Source organism: Paraburkholderia sp. IMGN_8 (genome assembly GCF_038050405.1).
GTDB lineage: Bacteria > Pseudomonadota > Gammaproteobacteria > Burkholderiales > Burkholderiaceae > Paraburkholderia.
Map to the genome: position 1 here is coordinate 3,801,342 of NZ_CP150901.1, position 23,696 is coordinate 3,825,037.

General features: G+C 62.6%; 21 protein-coding genes. 2 read left to right on the top strand and 19 right to left on the bottom strand.

Annotation, left to right across the window (positions count from 1 at the left end):
- Positions 1 to 817: 817 nt before the first annotated feature.
- The gene (locus WN982_RS38165) at positions 818 to 2,161 is read right to left on the bottom strand and encodes a hemolysin family protein (protein WP_341317132.1); all 1,344 of its coding nucleotides are present in this window, start codon (positions 2,159 to 2,161) and stop codon (positions 818 to 820) included.
- A 94-nt stretch (positions 2,162 to 2,255) separates the two neighbouring features.
- A complete protein-coding gene (locus WN982_RS38170) occupies positions 2,256 to 3,062 on the bottom strand; it encodes a HAMP domain-containing sensor histidine kinase (protein ID WP_341317133.1) in 807 nt (268 codons plus the stop codon).
- A gap of 188 nt (positions 3,063 to 3,250) precedes the next feature.
- On the opposite strand from WN982_RS38170, the gene WN982_RS38175 reads away from it, so the two are divergent.
- Positions 3,251 to 3,592, top strand: a complete 342-nt coding sequence (locus tag WN982_RS38175; RefSeq protein WP_027803023.1) for an FKBP-type peptidyl-prolyl cis-trans isomerase — start codon at positions 3,251 to 3,253, stop codon at positions 3,590 to 3,592.
- 30 nt (positions 3,593 to 3,622) lie between these two features.
- Positions 3,623 to 4,402 (top strand): AraC family transcriptional regulator, encoded by a 780-nt coding sequence (locus WN982_RS38180; RefSeq protein ID WP_341317134.1) that lies wholly within the window; start codon positions 3,623 to 3,625, stop codon positions 4,400 to 4,402.
- 72 nt (positions 4,403 to 4,474) lie between these two features.
- Here WN982_RS38180 and WN982_RS38185 read toward each other — a convergent pair whose 3' ends face one another.
- From WN982_RS38185 to leuC, 17 genes are all read right to left on the bottom strand, one after another.
- Positions 4,475 to 5,665 (bottom strand): O-succinylhomoserine sulfhydrylase, encoded by a 1,191-nt coding sequence (locus WN982_RS38185; protein WP_341317135.1) that lies wholly within the window; start codon positions 5,663 to 5,665, stop codon positions 4,475 to 4,477.
- 289 nt (positions 5,666 to 5,954) lie between these two features.
- On the bottom strand, positions 5,955 to 7,502 hold the full coding sequence (gene purF, locus WN982_RS38190; RefSeq protein ID WP_341317136.1) for an amidophosphoribosyltransferase: 1,548 nt from the start codon (positions 7,500 to 7,502) through the stop codon (positions 5,955 to 5,957).
- 116 nt (positions 7,503 to 7,618) lie between these two features.
- The gene (locus WN982_RS38195) at positions 7,619 to 8,113 is read right to left on the bottom strand and encodes a CvpA family protein (RefSeq protein ID WP_341317137.1); all 495 of its coding nucleotides are present in this window, start codon (positions 8,111 to 8,113) and stop codon (positions 7,619 to 7,621) included.
- Positions 8,114 to 8,120: 7 nt separating this feature from the next.
- Positions 8,121 to 9,026, bottom strand: a complete 906-nt coding sequence (locus tag WN982_RS38200; protein WP_341317138.1) for an SPOR domain-containing protein — start codon at positions 9,024 to 9,026, stop codon at positions 8,121 to 8,123.
- A gap of 29 nt (positions 9,027 to 9,055) precedes the next feature.
- Entirely contained in the window at positions 9,056 to 10,366 is a 1,311-nt protein-coding gene (gene folC / locus WN982_RS38205; protein WP_341317139.1) for a bifunctional tetrahydrofolate synthase/dihydrofolate synthase, read from the bottom strand.
- Positions 10,367 to 10,560: 194 nt separating this feature from the next.
- The gene (gene accD / locus WN982_RS38210; RefSeq protein ID WP_341317140.1) at positions 10,561 to 11,433 is read right to left on the bottom strand and encodes an acetyl-CoA carboxylase, carboxyltransferase subunit beta; all 873 of its coding nucleotides are present in this window, start codon (positions 11,431 to 11,433) and stop codon (positions 10,561 to 10,563) included.
- Positions 11,434 to 11,513: 80 nt separating this feature from the next.
- The gene (gene trpA, locus WN982_RS38215) at positions 11,514 to 12,326 is read right to left on the bottom strand and encodes a tryptophan synthase subunit alpha (RefSeq protein ID WP_341317141.1); all 813 of its coding nucleotides are present in this window, start codon (positions 12,324 to 12,326) and stop codon (positions 11,514 to 11,516) included.
- Positions 12,327 to 12,357: 31 nt separating this feature from the next.
- Positions 12,358 to 13,266 (bottom strand): site-specific DNA-methyltransferase, encoded by a 909-nt coding sequence (locus WN982_RS38220; protein WP_341317142.1) that lies wholly within the window; start codon positions 13,264 to 13,266, stop codon positions 12,358 to 12,360.
- Between the two features lie 11 nt (positions 13,267 to 13,277).
- Positions 13,278 to 14,471, bottom strand: a complete 1,194-nt coding sequence (trpB, locus tag WN982_RS38225; RefSeq protein ID WP_341317143.1) for a tryptophan synthase subunit beta — start codon at positions 14,469 to 14,471, stop codon at positions 13,278 to 13,280.
- 60 nt (positions 14,472 to 14,531) lie between these two features.
- Positions 14,532 to 15,245: a phosphoribosylanthranilate isomerase gene (locus WN982_RS38230; protein WP_341317144.1), complete on the bottom strand. Its 714-nt coding sequence runs from the start codon at positions 15,243 to 15,245 to the stop codon at positions 14,532 to 14,534.
- Complete coding sequence (truA, locus tag WN982_RS38235) at positions 15,242 to 16,057, bottom strand: tRNA pseudouridine(38-40) synthase TruA (protein ID WP_341317145.1); 816 nt, start codon at positions 16,055 to 16,057, stop codon at positions 15,242 to 15,244. Before truA ends, WN982_RS38230 begins: the two co-directional genes overlap by 4 nt.
- Positions 16,054 to 18,636, bottom strand: a complete 2,583-nt coding sequence (locus tag WN982_RS38240) for a FimV/HubP family polar landmark protein (RefSeq protein ID WP_341317146.1) — start codon at positions 18,634 to 18,636, stop codon at positions 16,054 to 16,056. Before WN982_RS38240 ends, truA begins: the two co-directional genes overlap by 4 nt.
- A gap of 140 nt (positions 18,637 to 18,776) precedes the next feature.
- Positions 18,777 to 19,898 carry an aspartate-semialdehyde dehydrogenase gene (gene asd / locus WN982_RS38245; RefSeq protein ID WP_341317147.1) on the bottom strand — a complete coding sequence of 374 codons (1,122 nt, stop codon included), beginning with the start codon at positions 19,896 to 19,898 and terminating at the stop codon, positions 18,777 to 18,779.
- Positions 19,899 to 20,232: 334 nt separating this feature from the next.
- Positions 20,233 to 21,300 (bottom strand): 3-isopropylmalate dehydrogenase, encoded by a 1,068-nt coding sequence (leuB, locus tag WN982_RS38250; RefSeq protein ID WP_341317148.1) that lies wholly within the window; start codon positions 21,298 to 21,300, stop codon positions 20,233 to 20,235.
- 75 nt (positions 21,301 to 21,375) lie between these two features.
- Positions 21,376 to 22,026: a 3-isopropylmalate dehydratase small subunit gene (gene leuD / locus WN982_RS38255; RefSeq protein WP_341317149.1), complete on the bottom strand. Its 651-nt coding sequence runs from the start codon at positions 22,024 to 22,026 to the stop codon at positions 21,376 to 21,378.
- 86 nt (positions 22,027 to 22,112) lie between these two features.
- Positions 22,113 to 22,271: an entericidin A/B family lipoprotein gene (locus tag WN982_RS38260; protein WP_154557950.1), complete on the bottom strand. Its 159-nt coding sequence runs from the start codon at positions 22,269 to 22,271 to the stop codon at positions 22,113 to 22,115.
- Between the two features lie 5 nt (positions 22,272 to 22,276).
- Positions 22,277 to 23,686 carry a 3-isopropylmalate dehydratase large subunit gene (gene leuC, locus WN982_RS38265; RefSeq protein WP_341317150.1) on the bottom strand — a complete coding sequence of 470 codons (1,410 nt, stop codon included), beginning with the start codon at positions 23,684 to 23,686 and terminating at the stop codon, positions 22,277 to 22,279.
- Positions 23,687 to 23,696 lie beyond the last annotated feature (10 nt).

Here is a 23,696-nt window from a genome sequence, read left to right on the forward strand (position 1 = left end):
TCTTAAGCGGGTCCCCTGGCTTGGAGGAGGTAGTGGAGCATCTAGAATCGGTGTTCTCGCACACTCCGCCCTAGTGACAAGGCAGTCATACTTCCGGCGGCGCTGCGCGCGCCATGGCGGTACTTCATAATACCGTCGGGCGCTTTTCGCGCCTGCGGTTGCTCAGGTGCAACGGCTTGTGTTTGCTGCGTTAGCGTAGCTCGCGACTACGCTTCGTTCGGCACTTTTTTCCGTGCCTGCGGTGGCTCGCCGCTCGCCCTCAAGCCCCCCATGCCTTGCCGAGGCGCTAGCGTCTCACTCGGAGTGGTAGCTCGTACTCGCACACTTGGGCGCCTCGCCGAGACGAAGCCAATGGCCTCCATTGCGCACAAACGAAGCCACGGGTTTCCCATGCAGACCGGTCCGCGACGCACGTAGTGCGGAGTGGGAGGAATGATGCCGGAAGCGTATATCCGCTATCGGTGTTGGGAAGTACCGCCACGGCGCGCGCAGCGCCGCCGGAAGTATGACTGCCTTGTCACCAGCGCGGAGTGTGCGAGAACACTGATTCCAGATGCTCCACTACCTCCTCCAAGCCAGGGGACCCGCTTAAGAGTTAGCGGGGTGAAGCCGCTTTCTTTGCTTACTTTCTTTGCGGCGGCAAAGAAAGTAAGTGCCTGCCCCGCACAGGGGCGACGCTAATAAACCACTAAGAAATCAAGGAAAGGCCAACCCCGCAGGCAAACAGCCAAAAAGCGCCGCGAAGGCAAAAAAAGAAAGCAAAGACCAACGCCGCAGGCACACAGAAGAATGCCGCCGCCAAAGGCAAAACCCCCTATCACCCTCCTTCATCATCAAAAACCTTCGGATAAACTCTCACGAGCACAATCCGAGGCCCCTTCATTTTCTTGACGACGACGTCAAAACGATCAAACTCAACCCTCTGCCCCTCAGCGGGCAAATCATTGAGCGCTTGAATCACGAGACCACCGACCGATTCAGCCTTGCCCTCATCAATATCGATCCCCAACGCACGTTCCAGCGACACCACCGGCAAACTACCCTTGCCCATCAACGTCCCGTCATCCATACGGGACCAATCAGCGTCGCCTTGACGGAATTCGTCATGAATCTGCCCAACCAGCGCGCCAAGCAGATTGTCCAGCGTCAGAAAACCAATCGGCTTCGCGTTCTTGTGACCGACCAGCGCGAAATGCGGCGCGCCCTTCCGAAAGCGGCGAAACAGTTCAAGCGCGGGCATATCCGGTTTGACGTACTGCACAGCCCGAACGTATTTGGAAAGATCGTCGAGCGTACTGCCCGCATGACGCGCCAGCAGCAAATCCTTCAAATGGATCATGCCGGCCACACGCTCGCCAGCAGCGTCTTCGAACAACGGGTAGCGGCTGAAGCGATGCCGCGCCACCACCTGCATGTTCTCGCGCAACGGCAAATCGCGCCGCAAGCCAACCATTTCATAAGGCGGCCGCATCAGATCGGACACGGTCATGCGCGAAAAATCCAGCGAATGCGCAATCGTGTTCCATTCGTCCTGGCTGTATGCGCCGTCCGGCGAACCAAGTCCCGTCGCTACGTTCGCATAGCGGCCGCGCAAGATCAGCTTGAGTTCGTCGGTCGAATAGTGCGAGTCGTGGCCGTGATCCGCCGCGAGCCCCGCGAGCCGCAGCACCGCGTTGGCGCTGGTATTGAGCACCCAGATCGCCGGATACATCGCCCAGTAAAAACCGTAGAGCGGCGTGGCGGCCCACAGCGAAACCTTCTCTGCTTCGCGAATTGCCAGCGACTTCGGCGCCAGTTCGCCGACCACGATATGCAGGAACGAAATGCACGAGAACGCGAAGAACAGCGAAATGCCGTGGATCAGCTTCTCCGACTCCACGCCAAGCAAACTGAAGAGCGGCGTAAGCAGTTGCGCAAACGCGGGCTCTCCGATCCAGCCCAGCCCGAGCGACGCCAGCGTGATGCCGAGCTGACAGGCCGACAGATACGCGTCGAGCCGGCCATGCACCTTCGCCAGCAGACGTCCGCGCATGCCGTGCTGGGCGGCAAGGCTTTGCACGCGCGTCTGCCGCAGCTTGACCAGACCGAATTCGGCGGCGACAAAAAAACCGTTGAGGGCAACGAGAAACAACGCACCAATAAGGGCGACAACCTGGATCAAAGCGGAAGGCTCCGGCAACAAAAGTTGTCAGTATAGAGGGCGAAAGCTCAGCGAAAGCTAATCGCGCCCAGGAAAACGCCGCGACGTCCGGCGCTCACGCAGTTGCCGTCGCGCTGAGCGGCACACGCAACGCGAGCGTGCCCGCTTCGGCGTCTTGTGTGTCGCTTTGCTCGAAACTGCCGCCGTGGGCCTCCGCGACGCGCTTGCACAGCGCGAACACCCACGCGATCCGTTTGGCTTCGCGCGGTTCGCGTGCCTGTTTGCGAGCGAACGCTTCAAGCACATGCGGCAACGCAGGATCGTCCAGCGCGGCGGCTGTCACGTTGAAGGTGACGGTAGCGTGCCACGTGGCGGCGTCCGCGCGTGCGGCCAGCGTGACGGTCGCGCCCTCCACGCTCGCTTCGACGGCGAAGGTGAGCATCAGCCACAAGGCGGCGGCAAGGCGTTCCCGGTCGCCGTTAAGTTGCTCGGTAGCCAGTTGCGAGTCGATTGCGATCTCGACGCCGCGCGAGCGGGCCAATCCCGAGCGGACTTCTTCAACCGTTTCGTCGAGAAAAGGATGTAGCGGAAACGGCGCATAAGCGAGCGCCAGCGTTTTGGTTTCGGCGCGCGTCGCGTCGACGATCGTCTCGAGCAGCTTCACTTGCTGGTCCACGCCACTGCGAATGCCGGTCACGGCGCGCTGCGAGTTGGGGTCGTTCGCATCGAGCTTGCGTTCCAGTACGTACGCCCAGCTATGAATGGCATTCAGCGGACCGCGCAGATCATGCGACACCAGCGACAGCACGTGGTCGCGCATGAACAGCGCGGTCTCCGCCCGCAGACGCGCGGTGCGTTCGGATACGGCGAAACCGGGACGAACCGGCTGGCCGCCGCCGGCTCCGATGGAAGAGGTTGTCACGATCAAGGCCTCTCACGCGGTATATGAATTGTTAAAAGAAGCCCCATTATAGGCATGCTGCCCCGCGCAACCACCCTGGCCGGACGGCCAACGTGGCCGCAAACCCCATGCCACGCGCCAATCCTCGGCGATGCATCGCCAACGCGCCTACAATGTCGGTTTTTACGATTTGACCTAAGGAGCGACTCATGTCGACTGTGACTACCGAATCCGGCTTGAAATACGAAGACATCGTTGAAGGCACTGGCGCCGAAGCGGTTGCCGGCAAGACCGTCAGCGTGCACTACACCGGCTGGCTGACCGATGGCCAGAAGTTCGACTCGAGCAAGGACCGCAATGACCCGTTCGCCTTCGTGCTGGGCGGCGGCATGGTCATCAAGGGTTGGGATGAAGGCGTGCAGGGCATGAAGGTCGGCGGCACGCGCAAACTGACGATTCCGCCGCAACTCGGCTACGGCGTGCGCGGCGCGGGCGGCGTGATTCCGCCGAATGCGACGCTCGTGTTCGAAGTCGAATTGCTCGGCGTCTAAGTTTTTCGCTGCTTGTAATTAGACATCGCAATGGGTCACGCCGCCGTCACCGCGCCTAGCGTTTCGTTGCGCCGTTACGGCGCGATCGAAGCGTCGGACGTGCACGACTTTCATCAGGTCGTGCTCGGGCTCGACGGCGCGATGGTGATGGCGGTAGACGGCGTCGCGCAACAGATCGACGCCGGTTCCGCGTGGCTCATTCCAGCCGGCGCGCGGCACGATTACGCGGGCGTCGGCGAGAACCGGCAATTGGTGCTGGATCTGCCGGCCGCCTCATTGGCCGTGCCGGAACGTCTGTTCGACCGCGCCCGGGCGGTGACGGTGGATGCCTCTCTCACGCAACTCGTGCATCGGATTGCGGCGCATGCCACAGGCGGCGCCCAAGGCGACGATCTGGATACCCGCCGTTTTCATTGGGACGCTGCGGCGCGTTTAGGCGCAGCGTTGGTAGCTGACGCAGGCACGACGGCTGGGGCACAAGCGCCCGGCGCCGGGCTCGACTTCGCGCGCATCGACCGCTGGCTGCGCGCGCATTTATCGGAGCCGCTGCGTGTCGCCGACCTCGCCGCGCATTGCGGCTTCGGCATGCGGCGCTTTCATCAGCTTTTTATCGACGCCTTTGGCGAAACGCCGCATCGTTATTTGCAGCGGCTGCGGCTCGATACGTCGATTACGCTGCTCGCCGATCCGCGCCGTTCGTTGACCGACATCGCGTTCGAGATCGGTTTCGGCGATCAGAGCGCTTACACGCACGCTTTTACGCGGCGTTTCGGGCTGGCGCCTGGGCAATGGCGCGCGCTGCGCCACTGAATGCCACTGAGTTTTCAACGCGAGCCGCCTCGCGGCCCGCGTTTCCCTTCCTGGTAAAGGTGGTCAAGCGGATTAACCCGCCAAACCACGCTCCAGATCGCCGCGAATATCGCCGGCGTTTTCGAGCCCCACAGCCAGACGGATCAACCCTTCGCTAATGCCAGCCGCCGCACGTGCTTCCGGCGTCACGCGGCCGTGCGTGGTCGTAGCCGGATGCGTGATGGTGGTGCGCGTATCGCCGAGGTTGCCGGTAATCGAGCAGATCTTCGTACTGTCGATCACGCGCCAGGCATTCGCGCGCATCGCCTCAGGCGTATCGCCCTTCAGTTCGAACGACAAAATCGCGCCGCCGGCCTTCTGCTGGCGCATCGCCAACGCGTGCTGCGGATGCGATTCGAGCCCCGGATAGAACACGCGATTCACGGCCGGATGCGTGTCCAGCCACCGCGCGATTTCGAGTGCGTTCGCCGACTGCTTTTCGACCCGCAGCGACAGCGTTTCCATACCCTTGAGCAGCACCCACGCGTTGAACGCGGACAGCGTCGGCCCGGCGCTGCGCACGAACGGAAACACCTTTTCCATGATGAACTGCTTCGAGCCGACCAGCGCGCCGCCGAGCACACGCCCCTGGCCGTCGAGGAACTTGGTGGCCGAATGCATCACGACGTCCGCGCCGAGCTTCAACGGCTGCTGCAAGGCCGGGCTACAAAAACAGTTGTCGACCACGAACAGCGCATTGGCCGCCTTCGCGATCTTGCTGATTGCTTCGATATCCGCGACTTCGGTCAGCGGATTCGACGGCGTTTCGAGGAAGAACATCTTCGTCTCGGGGCGCACGGCGTTTTTCCACGCGTCCAGATCGGTCGGATCGACGAAGGTCGTCGTAATGCCGAACTTGCTGAAGATCTGCGAGAACATGCCGAGTGTCGAACCGAACAAGGCTTGCGAGCTGACCAGATGGTCGCCAGCCTGCAACGCCGACATCACCACCGACATGATCGCGGCCATCCCCGAGGCAGTAGCCATGCACGCTTCGCCGCCTTCGAGCGCCGCCAGACGGTCCTGGAACATCGAGACGGTCGGGTTCGTGAAGCGCGAGTAGGTGTAGTTGTCTTCGGAATTCTTGAATTTTTCGGCGGCGTCCGCGGCACTCGCGAAGACGAAGCTCGACGTCAGGAAAATCGCTTCCGAATGTTCGTTGAAGTCGCTGCGCACTGTGCCCGAGCGGACTGCCAGCGTATCGAAGTTCAGGGAGTCGTCCATGTTGGTTCTGGTTTCCAATGTTCCATGGCTGCATCTGGCGTGGCTCACATGAGACGAGCGTGCAACGCCAAACGACAGCAACAAAAAAGCCCGCTTTTGCGTCGGCATAAGCGGGCTTCATGTGCGGGGGAAAGCTGGAGCGGAGGCGGATGACTGCGGCTTTTCCACCATTCGCTTTAGCTGTTTCGGGTTGCCCCGCGTCCGCAAGCTGAGATCAAATCGACGCAAGCCGTCATGCTAACACGCTCGCGGCATGGCGTGCAGTACGCCACGCCGGTTGCGGGACCGCTCAACCCACCGACAATTGCAAATGCAGTTGCGAGCGTGCCGGGCCGCCGTCGATCGCTTCGCTCGCGGCGTCGCGATCCGATTGCGAGGACGGCGCGAGACGCGCGGTTTCGATGCGGTCGAGGTACTCGGTGGTCACATCGCCGGTCACGTAGTTGCCGTCGAAGCACGAAGCCTCGAATTCCTTCAGCGCCGGATTGATGTCGCGCACCGCCTGCTTCAACGCGTCGACGTCCTGATAAACGAGATGGTCGGCACCGATCATGCGCGCGACTTCTTCGTCCGAACGGCCGTGGGCGACGAGTTCACCGCGTGTCGGCATATCGATACCGTAGACGTTCGGGAACTTCACCGGCGGCGCCGCCGAGGCAAAGATCACCTTGTTCGCGCCCGCGTCGCGTGCCATCTGCACGATTTCGTGCGAGGTGGTGCCGCGCACGATCGAATCGTCGACGATCAGCACGTTCTTGCCCTTGAACTCGATGCCCATCGCGTTCAGCTTCTGGCGCACCGACTTCTTGCGCATCGCCTGGCCCGGCATGATAAAGGTCCGGCCCACGTAACGGTTCTTGAAGAAGCCTTCGCGATACTCGACGCCCAGCTTCTTGGCGACCTGCATCGCAGCCGGACGGGACGAATCGGGAATCGGCATCACAACGTCGATCGCGACGTCGGGCAATTCGCGTTTGATCTTCTCGGCGAGATAGTCGCCCATGCGCAGACGCACGTTGTAGACCGGCACGCCGTCGAGCACCGAGTCCGGACGCGCGAGGTACACGAGTTCGAAAATGCACGGGTTCAGGCTCGGATTCGTCGCGCATTGCTGGGCGTGCAGATTGCCGTCAAGGTCGATGAAAATCGCTTCGCCCGGCGCCACATCGCGCACGAACTCGAAACCGATACCTTCGATCGCGACCGATTCCGACGCCAGGATCCACTCGACGCCTTCCGCCGTTTCCTGCTTGCCGAGACACAACGGACGAATGCCGAACGGGTCGCGGAAAGCAAGCAGACCATAGCCGGCGATCAACGAAACGATCGCGTACGAACCCCGCACCCGGCGATGCACACCCGACACGGCGTTGAACAGTGCGGCCGGATCGAGTTGCAGGCTCGAACTGGACAGCTGCAATTCGTGCGCGAGCACGTTGAGCATCACTTCGGTATCGGAATTCGTATTGATGTGGCGGCGATCGATGCGGAACATCTCATCTTTCAGCTGCTGCCAGTTGGTCAGGTTGCCGTTGTGCGCGAGGATGATGCCGAACGGCGCGTTCACGTAGAACGGCTGGGCTTCTTCTTCGCTCGACGCCGAACCGGCGGTCGGGTAACGGACCTGGCCGATGCCGGTATTGCCAGGCAGGCTGCGCATGTTGCGCGTGCGGAACACGTCGCGCACCATGCCGTTGGCCTTGTGCATGTGGAAATTGCTGCCGTTCGCTGTCGCGATGCCGGCGGCGTCCTGACCGCGGTGCTGCAGAAGCAGCAGGCTGTCATAGATCAGCTGATTGACCGGAGAGTGGGAAACTACACCTACGATGCCGCACATGGCATGTCCTTCAAAGGTACGAAATTCGTAACGGCGGCCGGTGCCTGCGATGGAGCGTAAAAGCAGCCGGATTGCGCCGGAGTACTGCGGGCTTCCTCTGATCACCCGCCTGATCGTCACACACGGACGTAGGCAGCGAGCGTCTCGGGAAGCAGCGGTTTCATTGCGTGCACGCCGTCGACCGCATAGGGCCGAAGCAGGGCGTTGCGCCAGAATTCCTGTTGGGGCAGTTCGGTCAAGCCTGCCAGGGCGACCAGAATCAGCACCAGAACGACCCCGCGCACGAGGCCGAACATCAAACCAAGCGAGCGGTCTATGCCGCCCAAGCCCGATATCTGCACGATGCGGCTCAGCAGCGCATTCAGCACGCTCGCCACCACCACCACGCCGATCACCACCAGCGCGAACGCCAGCAGCCATTGGGTCAACGCGCCGCCCGGCCACGTGGCAGGAATAAACGGCACGACGTCCCCGACAAAGCGGCAAGCAATGAAAAACGCCGCGATCCAGCCGATCAGCCCGAATATCTCAGACAAAAAGCCACGCCATGTGCCGCGCAAAGCCGACAAACCGATCACCGCCATTACAGCGTAGTCGAAGGCGGTGAACATCGCTCGCTTACTGAGCAGCGCCGTTGTTCGCGCCCGACGTCAAGCCAGCCTCGCGAACCTTCGCAATTGCGGCGCTGGCCGCTGCACGGTCGGCGAACGGGCCGGCGCGCAACAGCGTGCGGGTCGTGCCGTCTGCCTGCTTCCGGCGTTCGGTATATGCGGGCACGCCGGCCGCTTTCAACTTGGTTGCCCAATTGCGCGCGCTGGTGTCGTCCGGGAAGACGCCGAGCTGCACGGCGAAGCGGCTGCCGGGCGGCGACGCGGGCGTGCCGGAATCGGCGTCCGCGGTGGCGGCGGTGCTGTTCGTGCTGTCCTCGCCCGGGGCCGGAACGTTCGCGGCGCTATGTGCGGTCTGCGGTTTCGCCGGTTTGGCCGGCGTCGGCGCCGCGGGAGCCGTGTTGGCTGCGACGGCCGGCGCTTGCGGCTTGGCAGCGGGCTTCGCTGCGCTCGTTGCCGCGCTCTGCTGCTTGGCGGCGCCGGACTGACTTTGCGTGGCGGCCGTTGCCGGTGCAGCCGGTGCGAGGCCGGAAGCGGCGAGTGCCGAGTCGGGCGCCGGATTGTCAGGTGCTACGCCGGCCTGCGTATCTTCGTCGGCCTTGCTGGCCTTCGGCGCGGGGCGGCTCGGGATGTCGATGGATATGTCGTCGGTGACGGGCTTAGGATGCGAATCCAGCACCATCGGCAGGACGACTACCGCTGCCACGACCAACGCGATTGCGCCAACGAGCCGGCGCCGCGCACGCTGCTTTTCAGGCAACGTGGGGTCGAGCAGCATCGCATCGGCGTCTACGGCGCGCTCCGTGCGGCGGGTTCGCCGCTCCACGCGTTCGCCACGGGCGGCACGAGTGGAATTGGTATTTGCGCCACGCCGTGCGGGCGTGTCGTCTTTCTTGCCGAACGAGAAAATTCCCATGAATCGCTTGGTTCGAGCCTGGCGCCCGTTCAGTGTTGCTGCGATTTACGGTAGGCCATCACGCCTGCTACCGTATAGAAACTGCCGAAAACCACGATTCTATCATTCTCTGACGCTCGTTTTAGCGCGTCTTGGAAAGCCTCTGCCGGTGTTGCGTAGCGCGTCACACTGCTATCGGCGCTGTCGCTCACGCCCTGCTCACGCAATGCGGCTTCGAGCTCCTCGGCGGAAGCCGCACGCGGAGTCGGCAAATCGGTCACGCACCAGTGGTCGATTTCACCTTTCAGGTGGGCCAACACGCCGGCAATGTCCTTGTCGCGCATCGCGCCGAACACGGCGTACGTGTACGGGAAAAAGCCCATATTGCCGAGGTTTTGCGTAAGCACCGCGGCGGCATGCGGATTGTGGCCGACATCGAGCACGACGGCCGGCTTGCCGGGCAGCACCTGAAAGCGCCCCGGCAATTCGACGTTGGCAAGGCCGAGCCGAATGTCCTGCGCCGAGACCGGCAATCGGTCGCGCAGCGCTTCGAGAGCGGCGAGCGCCGCCGACGTGTTGATCAACTGGTTCGCGCCACGCAGCGCCGGATAGGCGAGCGCCGAGCGGCGCATCGTCGGGCCCACATAGCTCCATTGCTGGCGCTCACTGCCCGCCTGCCCTTCGTAGCGGAAATCGCGTCCGAATAGCCACAGTTCGGCGCCGATCTGTTCGGCATAATCGATCAGCGTTTGCGGCGGCACCGGATCGGCACAGATCGCCGGTTTGCCCGCCCGGAAAATACCGGCCTTTTCGAAGGCGATTTTCTCGCGCGTGTCGCCCAGATAATCGGTGTGATCGATATCGATGCTGGTAATGATCGCGCAGTCCGTGTCGAGGATGTTGACCGCGTCCAGGCGGCCACCGAGGCCCACTTCGAAAATCGCCGCATCGAGTCCGCGCGAAGCGAACAGACTCATGATCGCCAGCGTCGTAAATTCGAAATACGTCAGCGTGACCGGTTCAGCGAGGCTCAGGCGCGCGGCTTCAACTGCTTCGAAGTGCGGCAGCAGATCGGCATCGCTCGCGGTTTCGCCATTCACGCGCGCGCGCTCGTTGAACGACAACAGATGCGGTGACGTATGGCAGCCGACCGTAAAGCCGGCGCGCAGCAAAATCGATTCGAGGATCGCGCAGGTCGAACCCTTGCCGTTCGTGCCGCCGACCGTGATGACCGGACACGCGAACGACAACTGCATCGCGTCGCGTACCTTGGAGATGCGAGCCAAACCCATGTCGATGCCGACCGGATGCGCGGATTCAAGGTGCGTGAGCCACGCGTCGAGAGTGGGGAATGTGGTCATCGAAAACTACAAGTAGAAATGCGGGCAGCCGTCGCGGCGTCACGAGACCGTGATTATCCCGGAAATGACAGCGCGCCGCTTGATGACTCTCGCGGCGCGCTATTTTTTGACTGCTTTTCGTACTAACGCCGCGCTTCGGCGGCACGGCGCTGATTCATGCTTTGGCGAATCGATACAGCCGCTTCGCTTATCGCTTACGCGACGGCGTCAGCCGGCTGGCGGCTCAGCAGCGCCATCAGTTGCGCGAGTTCTTCACGCAGCTTGCGACGATCGACGATCATATCGATCGCGCCCTTCGTCAGCAGGAACTCGGCGCGCTGGAAGCCTTCCGGCAGTTTCTCGCGCACGGTTTGTTCGATCACGCGCGGGCCGGCAAAGCCGATCAGCGCCTTCGGTTCCGCGATCACCACGTCGCCGAGGAAGGCGAAACTCGCCGAGACGCCGCCCATGGTCGGGTCGGTCAGTACCGAGATGAACGGCAGCCTGGCTTCGGCCAGCCTGGTCAGCATCGCCGTGGTCTTGGCCATTTGCATCAGCGACAGCAAGCTCTCCTGCATCCGCGCGCCGCCCGAAGCGGTGAAGCAGATGAACGGCACTTGCTGTTCCAGCGCGTTCTGTGCGCCGCGCGCAAAACGCTCGCCGACGACCGAACCCATCGAGCCGCCCATAAACGAGAACTCGAAGCACGCGACCACTACGGGCAGCGTGTGGATTGCGCCGCCCATCACGACCATTGCGTCGGTTTCGTCGGTGTCGTCCATCGCCTCTTTCAGGCGATCCGGGTATTTGCGGCTGTCTTTGAACTTGAGCGCGTCGACCGGCACGATTTCCTGGCCGATTTCATAGCGGCCTTCCGGATCGAGCAGGCCGTCGAGCCGCTCACGCGCGCCGATGCGCATGTGATGGTCACATTTCGGGCAAACATGCAGATTGGCCTCGACGTCGTTGCGGTACAGCACCGCTTCGCACGACGGGCACTTGATCCACAAGCCTTCCGGAATCCCCTTGCGGTTCTTCGGATCGGTTTGCTTGATTTTCGGCGGCAGCAGCTTATCGAGCCAGCTCATATTGAATCCTTCTGGGGTCAACGGTTGCGCAAACGGCGGGACAAACCCGCCGCTCACACTACAGAAGACAAAAATAACTGTTATCGGGCAGTCGCAACGCTGTCCAGCGCCTCACGCACTTCGGCGACGAAACGCGTGAGCGTCTCGGCAGCGGTGTCAGGCGCGGCTTGTTCGAGCAATTGCACGATACGGCTGCCGATCACGACGGCATCGGAAACCTCGGCCACCGCACGCGCCGTTTGCGCGTCGCGGATACCGAAACCGACGCCCACCGGCAGGGGTACGCGCGACTTGATGGCCGGGATTTTACTCGCGATGCTGGAAACGTCCAGATTTGCCGCTCCGGTGACCCCTTTGAGCGACACATAATAGACGTAGCCGCTGGCGATTTTGCCGACTTCCGCGATGCGCTCGTCCGTTGAGGTGGGCGCAAGCAAAAATATCGGATCGATGCCGGCGGATCGCATCTGTTCCGCGAAATCAGCGCACTCTTCAGGCGGGTAATCGACCACCAGCACGCCGTCTACGCCCGCTTCCTTCGCGGCCCTGGCAAACTCTTCGGTGCCCATGCGCTCGATCGGATTGGCGTAGCCCATCAACACGACCGGCGTCTTGTCGTTGGTTTCGCGGAAGCGCTTGACGTCGGCGATGACGTGGCGCAGCGATACGCCGTGCGCCAGAGCGCGCTCGGACGATTGCTGGATCACGGGACCGTCGGCCATCGGGTCGGAAAACGGCACGCCAAGTTCGATCACGTCCGCGCCACCGGCGGCGAGCGCATGCATGAATTCGACCGTGCGAGCCGGGTCCGGGTCGCCGGCCGTCATGAACGGAATCAGCCCTTTCTTACCTTGTGCGGACAGCTCAGCAAACGTGTTCTTGATACGGGACATGGAATATTCTCGGATTTGGGTTACTGCGCGCTTATTGCGCCTCGGTTTGCCGTTCAGTTTCGGCTGCAACCGGCCGGGTAACAGCGGAAGCCGCCGCGGCCGCGCTGACGCGTTCGCGCGCTATCGCGCAGTAACTTTCATTGATCTCATAGCCGACGAATTCGCGCTGCTGACGGGCGCAAGCGACTGCGGTGGTGCCGCTGCCCATGAAGGGATCGAGCACGCGCCCGCCCTTCGGACAACTTGCCAGCACCATACGCTCGACAATTTCCAGAGGCTTCTGGGTCGGATGATCGACGCGTTCGGCGTGTTGCCGATGCAGTCGCGACACCGACCAGACATCCTTCGGATTATAGCCAAGCTCCAGCCACTTGCTTCCTTCGAACAACTTACGCGAACGCGCCTTCTTCGTGACAGCATCGTACGGGATGCGGACGGGATCGAGATCGAAGTAATAATCCTTCGACACCGCGAAAAAACCGATGTTGTCGTGCACCGATGTGAAGCGGCGCACCGTTCCGCCCATGCTCGGCACGCGCCGGTCCCAGATGATTTCGTTGATCATCGTGAGCTTCGTCTTCAGGAAACAGAAGATTTCCGGCGCGTACTGCCACGTGCAGAAGATATACAGCGAACCAGATGGCTTGAGCTTCGGAATGGCCAGCTCGAGCCAACTGCGCGTCCAGGCGAGAAAATCGTCGCCTGAACGCATGTCGGAGTCATTGCCATAATCCTTGCCGAGCCCGTAAGGCGGATCGCAAAGGATCAGGTCGATCGACCCGTCGGGGATGTTCGCCACATCGGTCAGAAAATCGCGGTTCAACAGCTGGATGCCGGCAGGCACCTGCGGCAACAAAGATGCAGGCACCTCGGCCGCCATGATGCCGACGGCCGGGTTGGTTTCAACCGCGGGCTGGGGCTCGTCGAACTCGTCGCGCATCGTCGCGGCGCTCAGAACTGGATACCCGATCGCTCAGCGACCGTGTGCATGTCCTTGTCGCCGCGGCCCGACAGATTGACCAGAAGGTACTTGTCCTTCGGCAGCGTGGGCGCGAGTTTCGCGGCGTAGGCCAGCGCATGGCTGGATTCCAGTGCCGGAATGATGCCTTCGATGCGACAGCAATCGTGGAAAGCTTTAAGCGCTTCTTCGTCGGTGATGCCGACATATTGCGCGCGCTTACTGTCTTTTAGCCACGCATGTTCGGGGCCGACGCCTGGGTAGTCGAGGCCTGCCGACACCGAATGTGTCTCGATGATCTGGCCGTTCTCGTCTTGCAGGAGATAGGTTCGATTGCCGTGCAGCACACCCGGGCTTCCGCCGATCAGCGACGCCGCGTGACGGCCAGTTTCCAGTCCGTCACCCGCTGCTTCGACGCCGATCAATTGCACCGATGTGTCGTCAATGTACGGGTAAAAGATGCCCATCGCATTCGATCCACCGCCAACGCACGCGATTACGGCGTCCGGCTGGCGGCCGACCAGTTCCGGCATCTGCACCTTGCACTCATCGCCGATCACGCGCTGGAAGTCGCGCACCATCATCGGATAAGGATGCGGTCCCGCGACCGTACCGATAATGTAGAAGGTGTTTTCGACGTTGGTGACCCAGTCGCGCATCGCTTCGTTGAGCGCATCCTTCAGCGTCCGCGAACCGGACTCGACCGGCACGACAGTCGCGCCGAGCAGCTTCATCCGGTACACGTTGGCGGCCTGACGGCGGACGTCTTCGGCGCCCATATAGACGACGCATTCCATGCCAAAACGCGCCGCAATGGTCGCCGTTGCGACGCCGTGCTGGCCCGCGCCGGTTTCCGCGATCACGCGCGGTTTGCCCATACGCCTGGCAAGCAGCGCCTGGCCGATCACGTTATTGACTTTGTGAGCACCGGTGTGATTCAGGTCTTCGCGCTTCAGGAAAACCTGCGCGCCACCGAGCAGTTCGCTCCAGCGTTGCGCGTGATAAATCGGCGACGGACGGCCAACGAAGTACTTCAGCTCGCGCTCGTATTCAGCGACGAATTCCGGGTCTTTCTGATATTTCTCGTACGCGGCACGCAACTCGTCGAGCGCGTGAACCAGCGTTTCGGCGACGAACACGCCGCCATATTGGCCGAAGTGGCCCCTTTCGTCAGGCAAGTTATACATAACGATCACTCTTCTCAGTGTGGCGCGCGGAGTTCATGCGAGAAAACCGCGCCACCAGAATCATTCGGCGTCCGCTTCGCGCACTGCGCGTACGAACGCCGCCATCCGGGCGTGATCCTTCACGCCCTTGGCGCCCGGCACCTCGATGCCGCTCGAGACATCGACCGCGTACGGGCGCACGCGATGGATCGCGTCACTGACGTTTTGCGCGTTCAACCCACCACTCAAAACGGCCCGACGCGCGAGCTCTGCTGGAATAAGTGACCAATCGAAAACCTTCCCGCCGCCGCCATAACCTTCGACATGGGTGTCGAACAGAAGGCCGCTGGCTGCTGAATAGTTAAGCGCCGATTTTACCAAATCAGCGGGCTGAGTATCCGCCGCGATGCGCAACGCGCGCAACCAAGGCAAACCCGCAAAGCTGGCGAGCGATTCGCACTGCTCCGCGGTCTCGTCGCCGTGGAATTGCAGCAGCGTAAGCCCGACATTGCTTCCGACTTCGCGGACCCAGTCCGGCGTCGCGTTGACGAACAAGCCGACTACCGATACGAACGGCGGCACGTCGTGCACCAGCTCGACCGCCTGCGCCACGCTGACCGAGCGCGGACTGGGGGGATAGAACACGAGGCCGATCGCGTCAGCGCCGAGGTCGATCGCGTGCGTTACATCTTCAGGCTTCGACAAGCCGCAGAGCTTGATACGCGTGCGGCGCGGCGCGGCTTGACGCGGTTCGCCGGCTTGGGCTTCGGCCGCCAGGTTTTCGGTTGAATTCATGATTCCGGTTGCTCGCTCCATACGGTACTCCACGGCACGCTGCCGGTCTGCGGCGCGGGCACGGCGAATTGCTCAGGATAGCCCACCTGCGCCAGGTACAGGCCGTCCGGCATGAAGGTCGGCGCGGCGCAATCACGATCGCCGCTGGCGAGAACTTCTGCTATCCATTCGACCGGATGGCGTCCGCGGCCGACAGCAACGAGGCATCCCATCAGGTTGCGCACCATGTGATGCAGAAACGCGTTCGCTCGAAAGCGGAAATGGATGAAGTCGCCCTGTTGCCGCAAGTCGATCTGATACAGATGCTTGACCGGCGTTTTCGCCTGACATTGCGACGAACGGAACGCAGAAAAATCGTGTTCGCCGATCAGGAAGACAGCGGCGGCACGCATCGCGTCGACGTCGAGCGGCATGTGCACCCAACCGGCCCGCGTGGCCAGCATCGGCGAGCGCACCGGGTTCACGTACAGCACGTAATGATAAGTCCGCTCGAACGCCGAGAAACGCGCGTGGAACTCGTCGGGCATCGGCTTCGCCCACTGCACGGAGATGGTGTGCGGCAGAAACGCGTTGGTGCCGCGAACCCATGAAAAATCCGCGCGATCGAGTTCGGTATCGAAATGCACGACCTGGCCGAGACCGTGCACGCCCGTATCCGTACGACCCGCGACGACCGTTTGCACCGTCGTCTGCGCGAACTCGCGAAGCGCCCGTTCGAGTTCGTCCTGCACCGTCTTGCCGTGCGGCTGCGACTGCCAACCGCAGAATGCCGAGCCGTCGTACTGGACGCCTAAAGCGATACGCTTCTTCACGACAACGGTGCGAGCGTCGAGAGCAACGTGCGGGCTTCGATGCGCGTGGCCGGATCGTTCGCTTCGATCACTTCGTTGATGAGCGCGCGCGCACCGGACAAGTCGCCGAGGTCGATGTATTCGGCGGCCAGATCGAGCTTGTTGCGGGCGATGCGCTTGAGATCGGCCTGCGTGAAAGCCGGTAGCGGCTGAGCGGGGCTCGGCGGCAACTCGAGGTCGAAGTCCAGGTTCAGCGCGCCGAAGCCAGCCGCGCCGAGGCCCGCAACCGCCGCGTGGCCTGCCGTGCCAGAGGCGATTTCATTGGCGATATGCGGGGCATCGTCGTCCGCATCGTGAGGCGCAACTGCCTGGTGCGCGGCAGTCTCCGGGGACGCAACCGGCTGCGTCGCGAGCGATGCGGGCGCGATCGCGGCGGCATCGCTCGATTCGACGCGCGGCGGCAATGGCATGTCGAGACTGCTGAACGCATCGACGGCATCGCGGGGAAATTCGGTCGGCACCGCCGGCGCGGGCTGAGCTTGCGCGGCGGGAGCCTGCTCGAAGTGTGGTGCGCTCGCTGGCGATGTGTCCTGTGACGAGAACGGCGCTGCGGGCGCCGGATGCGTCGACGCGTCGCTGTCCGGCTGGCCGAACGGCGAAGTCGTGTGCGGCTCGACGTACTGCTGCGTAAAATCGACTGCCGGTTGCGGCACGTTCAGATCGTCGTGCGGCTTCGTGAGCGGCGCAGCTGGCTCGTCGTCCCATTGCAGACGGCGGGGTGGCAGCTCCTCTTGATGCAGGACCTCGCTGACCGGCTCGAGCGGCGTCATCGGCAACGCTTCGGCGCCGAGTTCGGCGGCGGCGGCAATGCTTGCGGCTGTGGTCGCGCCGTCGAAGTTTTCGTGATTGGCCGGCGGAATGGGTTCGGACGTAAAGCCGCCGTGAGCGGCTGGCGAGACGTCGGGGGTCGGTTGCGCTGGTTCGAAGGGCGCGGGCGTCGACTGGCGCTCTTGCCAGGGGTGCTCGGACGCGGCGGGCTCTTGCGCCGGGAAGGGGGCGCTGGTCGTTTCGGGTTGGAGGGCCGCTGCTTCGCGTTCTGCTGTCGCACCGTCTGCTGTCGCACGTTCTGCTGCTAGCTCCGCTGCATGTTCTGCCGCCTCGCGTTCTGCCTCCGCACGCTCCGCTGCCTCACGCTCCCGCGCTGCTGCTTGTCGCTGTTCCGCTTCACGTTCCGCCGCGGCACGTTCTGCGGCTTCCCGCGCCGCCGCCTCGCCTTCTGCGGCCTCACGCTCTGCTTCCACCAGTGCCGCCGCGCGCTGCATCGCTACGTCGTCGCTCACGTCTGCCGATTCGCTCACGGGAAGCTGTTCACGCGTCGAAGCGATCTCCTGCGCGCCCGCCGCTCGCGCTGACGCCGTCACGTTATCGTCTGCACGCGTAGCTTCAGCCGACGCAATCCCCTCGCGCTTACGGCGACGCAGACGCAGAGCCGCCAGCAATGCGACCAACGCTGCGCCAACCGCCGCCGCCACGCTCAAATTCGTTTGCGACATCGCGGGTTCGTTCGACGTGGAATTCGCCGCACCGCTATGACCGGCCACGACCGCCGCGGACGATGCCCCCATCGACGGCTGCGCGCCGGTCGAGGCGGTGCCCGTCGCTGTCGTCGAACCGCCGATGCCGTGCTTCTGCAACTCCATCAGCACACGGTTTTTCAGCGCAAGCAATTGCTGCAAGCTCGATACCTGGGCATGCGCTTGCGACGCCGGCTGAGCGACCGTGGCTGGAGCAGCCGTTGCGCCAGGCGCCGATGCTCCTTCGGCTGGCTCGCTGGCGGAAGGCTGGATCGACCCGGACCAGACATTTGCGCCGCTGGCCGGCAGGGTGGCCGAAGCGGCCGCCTGCGAACCCGCTAGCGGCGCGGACGAAACCGCGCCCGTCACGGCTGCGCCACCCGCCGACACCGCGCTCGCCCCCGGCGTCGCGGGGGTTGCCTGGGGCGCTGCGCTGACAACGCTCGTCACTGCGGGTGTTGCGGGCGCTGCAGCGTGAGCCGCGGCGCTTGCCGCGCTCGCTGCCGCGGCATTGACCTGCGCTCCCCCGCTCGCCGCACCAACCGCCGCTGCCACGTTCGACGCGGAGGCAGGCGCAGGGGCGGATGCAGCAACAGCCGCAGCCCCCGCACTCGCCGACGAAGCCGCCAAGGCCCCGGAGGCATCCAGCGCCGGCACCGTCAACAGAGCACCCATGCGCATCCGGCTCGGGTCATGGCTCATGAAGGCGTTCGGATTCGAATCGAACAACGCGCGTGAGGCGCGCGCGAGCGTCGCCCGGTCGTGCGATTGCGTGACGGCAATCGCCACATCGTTCAGCGACTGCCCAGGCCGAACCGTGTACTGACTGCCTGCGGCATATGACGTGGACGCGGAAGCCGACGCGCCCTCGGACGCGCTCGCGGCGTCGCCGGGCGCGGCCAGCGCGTTACCTGCGCCGGCGCCAACGCCGGCCACCGCGAAAGCCAAAGCAGCCGCGGCCGCCGCCAACCGGCCTGCACGTTGATGAATAAACATAGCCCGAAGGGAAGAGAGTCGAAGGTTCATCGGGACTCCTGGCGCATCAGCGCGCAGCCCTTGTTTGCGGTTGGAAAGAGACAAGATAATCGGGGCACACAATGAAAAAAGCGTCGCGGGAAATGCGACGCTTTTTGAGTTTTCTACGCGTCGTGAACGCGTAGTTTACTTTACTTGTCGAGCACAATGCGAAGCATGCGACGCAGCGGTTCGGCCGCGCCCCACAGCAGCTGATCGCCGACCGTGAAGGCCGACAGATATTCGCCGCCCATTGCCAGCTTGCGCACACGGCCGACCGGCACCGTCAGCGTGCCCGTCACCACCGCGGGGGACAGATCGCGCATCGACGCTTCACGCTCGTTCGGCACGACCTTGACCCAGTCGTTGCCCGACGCGAGGATGCTGTTCACTTCGTCCAGCGGCACGTCCTTGTTCAGCTTGATGGTCAGCGCCTGCGAGTGGCAGCGCATGGCGCCGATCCGCACGCAGAGGCCATCCACCGGAATCGAACCCGGCGCGCCCATGGCCGGCTTGCCGAGGATCTTGTTGGTCTCGGCGCCGCCCTTCCATTCTTCTTTCGACATGCCGTTGCCGAGATCCTTGTCGATCCACGGAATCAGCGAGCCGGCGAGCGGAACGCCGAAGTTGTCCGTCGGCATACGGTCGCTGTTCATCGCGCTCAGCACGCGGCGGTCGATATCGAGAATCGCCGACGACGGATCCGCCAGATCTTCCTTGGCCGCGCCGTACAGCGTGCCCATTTGTTGCAGCAGTTCGCGCATGTTCTGCGCGCCCGCGCCCGAAGCAGCCTGGTACGTCATGGCCGTCATCCAGTCGACGAGGTTTTCGCGGAACAGGCCGCCGAGCGCCATCAGCATCAGGCTGACCGTGCAGTTGCCGCCGATGAAATTCTTCTGGCCCTTGACCAGCGCGTTCTTGATCACGTCGAGGTTGACCGGATCGAGAATGATGACCGCGTCGTCCTTCATGCGCAGCGACGAAGCCGCGTCGATCCAGTAGCCGTTCCAGCCCGCTGCGCGCAGCTTCGGGAACACTTCATTCGTGTAATCGCCGCCCTGGCAGGAGATGATCGCTTCGCACTTCTTCAGGTCTTCGATGCTTGTAGCATCTTTGAGCTTGGTCTCGTTTTTGGCGAACGACGGCGCGTTGCCGCCCGCATTGCTGGTGCTGAAAAACACCGGTTCGATCAAGTCGAAATCGCCTTCCTGCTGCATACGTTGCATCAGGACGCTGCCGACCATACCGCGCCAACCTACGAGACCTACGTTCATGACTTCATACCCTTCGAGTGGAAACTTCCCCGCATCTTTGCCCGCAGTGACCGCGCGGGGAAGATGAGCGGGCACGACGGACGATCAGCGTTTCGTGATCGTTTTCGGGGTAATCGTTTTGATGGTAATGGCGAACTCAACCACACGGGCCGTTTTGCCGTGCAGTTCGGAAATCGAGGAGATTTGGGAGATCTGCGCCATCGCTACAATATACACGAAAACCGGAATCTGGCGACGCCATCGTCCGTATTACGCGCGAATTGGCCTGTTTTCGAGGCCAATTCGCGTTTTAAAGGCCGTTTGAGGACCTAACGACTGCTTGGGCTTAAACGCTTTACAGCGCGGCGACCACCGCGTCGCCCATTGCTGCGGTGCCGACTTGCTGGCAGCCCGGCGTCAGAATGTCGCCAGTGCGGAAGCCTTGCTCGAGCACCTTCTTGACCGCGTTTTCAATACGGTCAGCTTGTTCCGCCTTATTCAGCGAATAACGCAGCATCATCGCGGCCGAGAGAATCGTGGCCAGCGGATTCGCCACGCCCTTGCCGGCGATATCCGGCGCGGAGCCGTGCGACGGCTCGTACAAGCCCTTGTTGTTCTTGTCGAGCGAGGCCGACGGCAGCATGCCGATCGAACCCGTCAGCATCGCGGCTTCGTCGGAGAGAATGTCGCCGAACATGTTGCCGGTCACGATCACGTCGAACGACTTCGGGGCCTTCACCAGTTGCATGGCCGCGTTGTCGACGTACATATGCGACAGTTCGACGTCCGCATATTCCTTCGACACGTCGATCATCACGTCTTTCCAGAACTGCGACGTTTCGAGCACGTTGGCTTTATCGACCGACGTCAGCTTCTTGCCGCGCTTTTGCGCCGCCTGAAACGCAACGTGCGCGATACGGCGCACTTCGGGCTCCGAATAACGCATCGTGTCGAAACCTTCCTTCGAACCGGCAAAGAGGCCATCCGGCGCTTCGCGTACGCCGCGCGGCGAGCCGAAGTAGATGTCGCCGTTCAGTTCGCGCACGATCAGGATATCGAGGCCCGAGACGATTTCCGGCTTCAGCGAAGAAGCGCCCGTCAGTTGCGGATAGCAGATCGCCGGACGGAAGTTCGCGAACAATTGCAGGTGCTTGCGCAAACCGAGAATCGCCTGCTCCGGACGCAGCGCGCGTTCGAGCGTGTCGTATTTCCAGTCGCCAACGGCGCCGAACAGGATCGCATCGGCTTCCTTCGCCAGCGCGAGCGTCGAATCGGGCAGCGGATGACCCTTCGCTTCGTAGCCTGCGCCGCCAACCGGCGCCTCTTCGAGTTCGAACTTTTCGCCGAGCACGTTCAGGACCTTGACGGCCTCCTTGACGATTTCGGGACCGATGCCGTCGCCCGGCAAGACTGCGATCTTCATGCGAATTTCCTTGATGATTTTCTTCGAGACTTCTGAGCTTGAATCAGCGAACGGGATCTAGGCCCTTACGCCTTTTTAGCCGACGATGCGGTGATTGAGCCACGGCTGCTTCGCGATCCGCTCCGCTTCGAACTGGCGAATCTTGTCCGCGTGGCGCAGCGTGAGGCCGATATCGTCGAAGCCGTTCAGCAGGCAGTATTTACGGAAACCCGCGACCTCGAACGGATATTCGGTGCCGTCGCCGACGCGCACGACTTGCGCTTCAAGGTCGATCGTCAGCTGGAAGCCGTTGAACGCGTACGTTTCGTTGAACAGGTGATCGACTTGCTGTTCGCTCAGCACGATCGGCAGCAGGCCGTTCTTGAAGCAGTTGTTGTAGAAAATATCCGCGAAGCTCGGCGCGAGCAGCGCACGGAAACCGTATTGCTGCAACGCCCACGGCGCGTGCTCACGCGAGCTGCCGCAGCCGAAGTTCTTGCGCGCCAGCAACACCGACGCGCCTTGATAGCGCGGCTGGTTCAGCACGAAATCCGGATTCAGCGGACGCTTCGAATTGTCCTGACCCGGTTCGCCGTGGTCGAGGTAACGCCATTCATCGAACGCGTTCGGCCCGAAACCCGTGCGCTTGATCGACTTCAGGAACTGCTTCGGAATGATCGCGTCCGTATCGACGTTCTCGCGATCGAGCGGCGCCACGACGCCGGTGTGTACGATGAATTTATCCATGACGCTTGCGCCTGTTTCAAGACCGGGCGATGCGCGTGGCAGCCGCAAAGCTACCCGCCGCATCGCCGGCAAAAATCGAAAACCGCTTATTTGTCAGCGTGGTTGCTGATCGAATTGCCGAGGTGCGACATGTCCTCGCCGAATCCGTGTACCGTATTGCAGCCGGCCAGACCGAACAGCAACCCAGCCAACGTACCGAGCGCGAAGCGGCGCAATAGAGTGGTGCGATTCATGTTCTTCATCATGCGAATTATCCGAGCTTGCGAATATCGACAAAATGCCCTTCGATGGCCGCAGCGGCAGCCATTGCGGGGCTCACGAGGTGGGTACGGCCACCGGCGCCCTGACGACCTTCAAAGTTACGATTCGACGTGGACGCGCAACGTTCGCCCGGATCCAACCGGTCGGCGTTCATTGCGAGGCACATCGAGCAACCCGGTTCACGCCATTCGAACCCGGCATCGGTAAAGACCTTGTCGAGGCCCTCACGTTCCGCCTGGGCTTTCACGAGACCCGAACCCGGCACGACCATCGCCAAACGGATATTCGATGCGACGCGGCGGCCGAGCTTCTTCACGACGTATGCCGCAGCGCGAATGTCTTCAATGCGCGCGTTGGTGCACGACCCAATGAAGATTTTATCCGGCTTGATGGATTCGATCGGCGCATTCGGTTCGAGCGCCATGTACTTCAACGCGCGTTCCATCGCGTCGCGCTTGACCGGATCTTTTTCGCGTTCCGGATCCGGCACCCGGCCGTCGATCGCCGTGACCATTTCCGGCGACGTGCCCCACGTGACTTGCGGCACGATCTCAGCCGCGTTCAGTTCGACCACGCGATCGAATTGCGCGCCTTCGTCCGACTTGAACTGCTTCCAGTACTCGACCGCGTGATCCCACTCGACGCCTTCCGGCGAGAACGGACGGCCCTTCAGGTAATCGATCGTGACGTCGTCCACAGCAACCATGCCGGCGCGCGCGCCCGCTTCGATCGCCATGTTGCAGACCGTCATACGGCCTTCCATCGACAGCGCGCAAATCGTCGAGCCGCCGAATTCGATCGCGTAGCCGGTGCCGCCCGCCGTGCCGATCTTGCCGATGATCGCGAGCACGATGTCTTTTGCGGTACAACCGCGCGGCAACGGGCCTTCGACCTTCACCAGCATGTTCTTGCTCTTCTTCTGCAAGAGCGTTTGCGTGGCCAGCACGTGCTCGACTTCCGACGTGCCGATGCCATGCGCCAGCGCGCCGAACGCGCCGTGCGTGGAGGTGTGCGAATCGCCGCAGACGATCGTCATGCCCGGCAGCGTGGCGCCCTGCTCCGGCCCGATGATGTGCACGATGCCCTGACGCAGGTCGTTCATCTTGAACTGCGTGATGCCGTAGGCGTCGCAGTTGCTGTCGAGCGTATCGACCTGCAGCTTCGAGACCGGATCGGCGATGCCGTGGCTGCGATCCGTGGTGGGCACATTGTGATCGGAGACCGCCAGATTCGCGCTGATGCGCCAGACCGGACGCTCAGCGAGCTTCAGGCCTTCGAACGCCTGCGGGCTGGTGACTTCGTGCAGCAGGTGGCGGTCGATATAGAGAATCGTCGTACCGTCTTCTTCCGTGTGGACCACGTGTGTGTTCCACAATTTGTCGTAGAGAGTCTGTGCCATGGTATGCGGG

Coding starts and splice junctions, on each gene's coding strand:
- WN982_RS38200 (WP_341317138.1), bottom strand. CDS start 9,026: ATGGGAATTTTCTCGTTCGGCAAGAAAGACGACACGCCCGCACGGCGT.
- trpA (WP_341317141.1), bottom strand. CDS start 12,326: ATGTCCCGTATCAAGAACACGTTTGCTGAGCTGTCCGCACAAGGTAAG.
- WN982_RS38240 (WP_341317146.1), bottom strand. CDS start 18,636: ATGAACCTTCGACTCTCTTCCCTTCGGGCTATGTTTATTCATCAACGT.
- leuD (WP_341317149.1), bottom strand. CDS start 22,026: ATGGATAAATTCATCGTACACACCGGCGTCGTGGCGCCGCTCGATCGC.
- trpB (WP_341317143.1), bottom strand. CDS start 14,471: ATGTATAACTTGCCTGACGAAAGGGGCCACTTCGGCCAATATGGCGGC.
- purF (WP_341317136.1), bottom strand. CDS start 7,502: ATGTGCGGCATCGTAGGTGTAGTTTCCCACTCTCCGGTCAATCAGCTG.
- leuB (WP_341317148.1), bottom strand. CDS start 21,300: ATGAAGATCGCAGTCTTGCCGGGCGACGGCATCGGTCCCGAAATCGTC.
- accD (WP_341317140.1), bottom strand. CDS start 11,433: ATGAGCTGGCTCGATAAGCTGCTGCCGCCGAAAATCAAGCAAACCGAT.
- folC (WP_341317139.1), bottom strand. CDS start 10,366: ATGACCACATTCCCCACTCTCGACGCGTGGCTCACGCACCTTGAATCC.
- WN982_RS38230 (WP_341317144.1), bottom strand. CDS start 15,245: ATGAATTCAACCGAAAACCTGGCGGCCGAAGCCCAAGCCGGCGAACCG.
- WN982_RS38260 (WP_154557950.1), bottom strand. CDS start 22,271: ATGATGAAGAACATGAATCGCACCACTCTATTGCGCCGCTTCGCGCTC.
- WN982_RS38180 (WP_341317134.1), top strand. CDS start 3,623: ATGGGTCACGCCGCCGTCACCGCGCCTAGCGTTTCGTTGCGCCGTTAC.
- WN982_RS38175 (WP_027803023.1), top strand. CDS start 3,251: ATGTCGACTGTGACTACCGAATCCGGCTTGAAATACGAAGACATCGTT.
- WN982_RS38185 (WP_341317135.1), bottom strand. CDS start 5,665: ATGGACGACTCCCTGAACTTCGATACGCTGGCAGTCCGCTCGGGCACA.
- asd (WP_341317147.1), bottom strand. CDS start 19,898: ATGAACGTAGGTCTCGTAGGTTGGCGCGGTATGGTCGGCAGCGTCCTG.
- leuC (WP_341317150.1), bottom strand. CDS start 23,686: ATGGCACAGACTCTCTACGACAAATTGTGGAACACACACGTGGTCCAC.
- WN982_RS38195 (WP_341317137.1), bottom strand. CDS start 8,113: ATGTTCACCGCCTTCGACTACGCTGTAATGGCGGTGATCGGTTTGTCG.
- WN982_RS38220 (WP_341317142.1), bottom strand. CDS start 13,266: ATGCGCGACGAGTTCGACGAGCCCCAGCCCGCGGTTGAAACCAACCCG.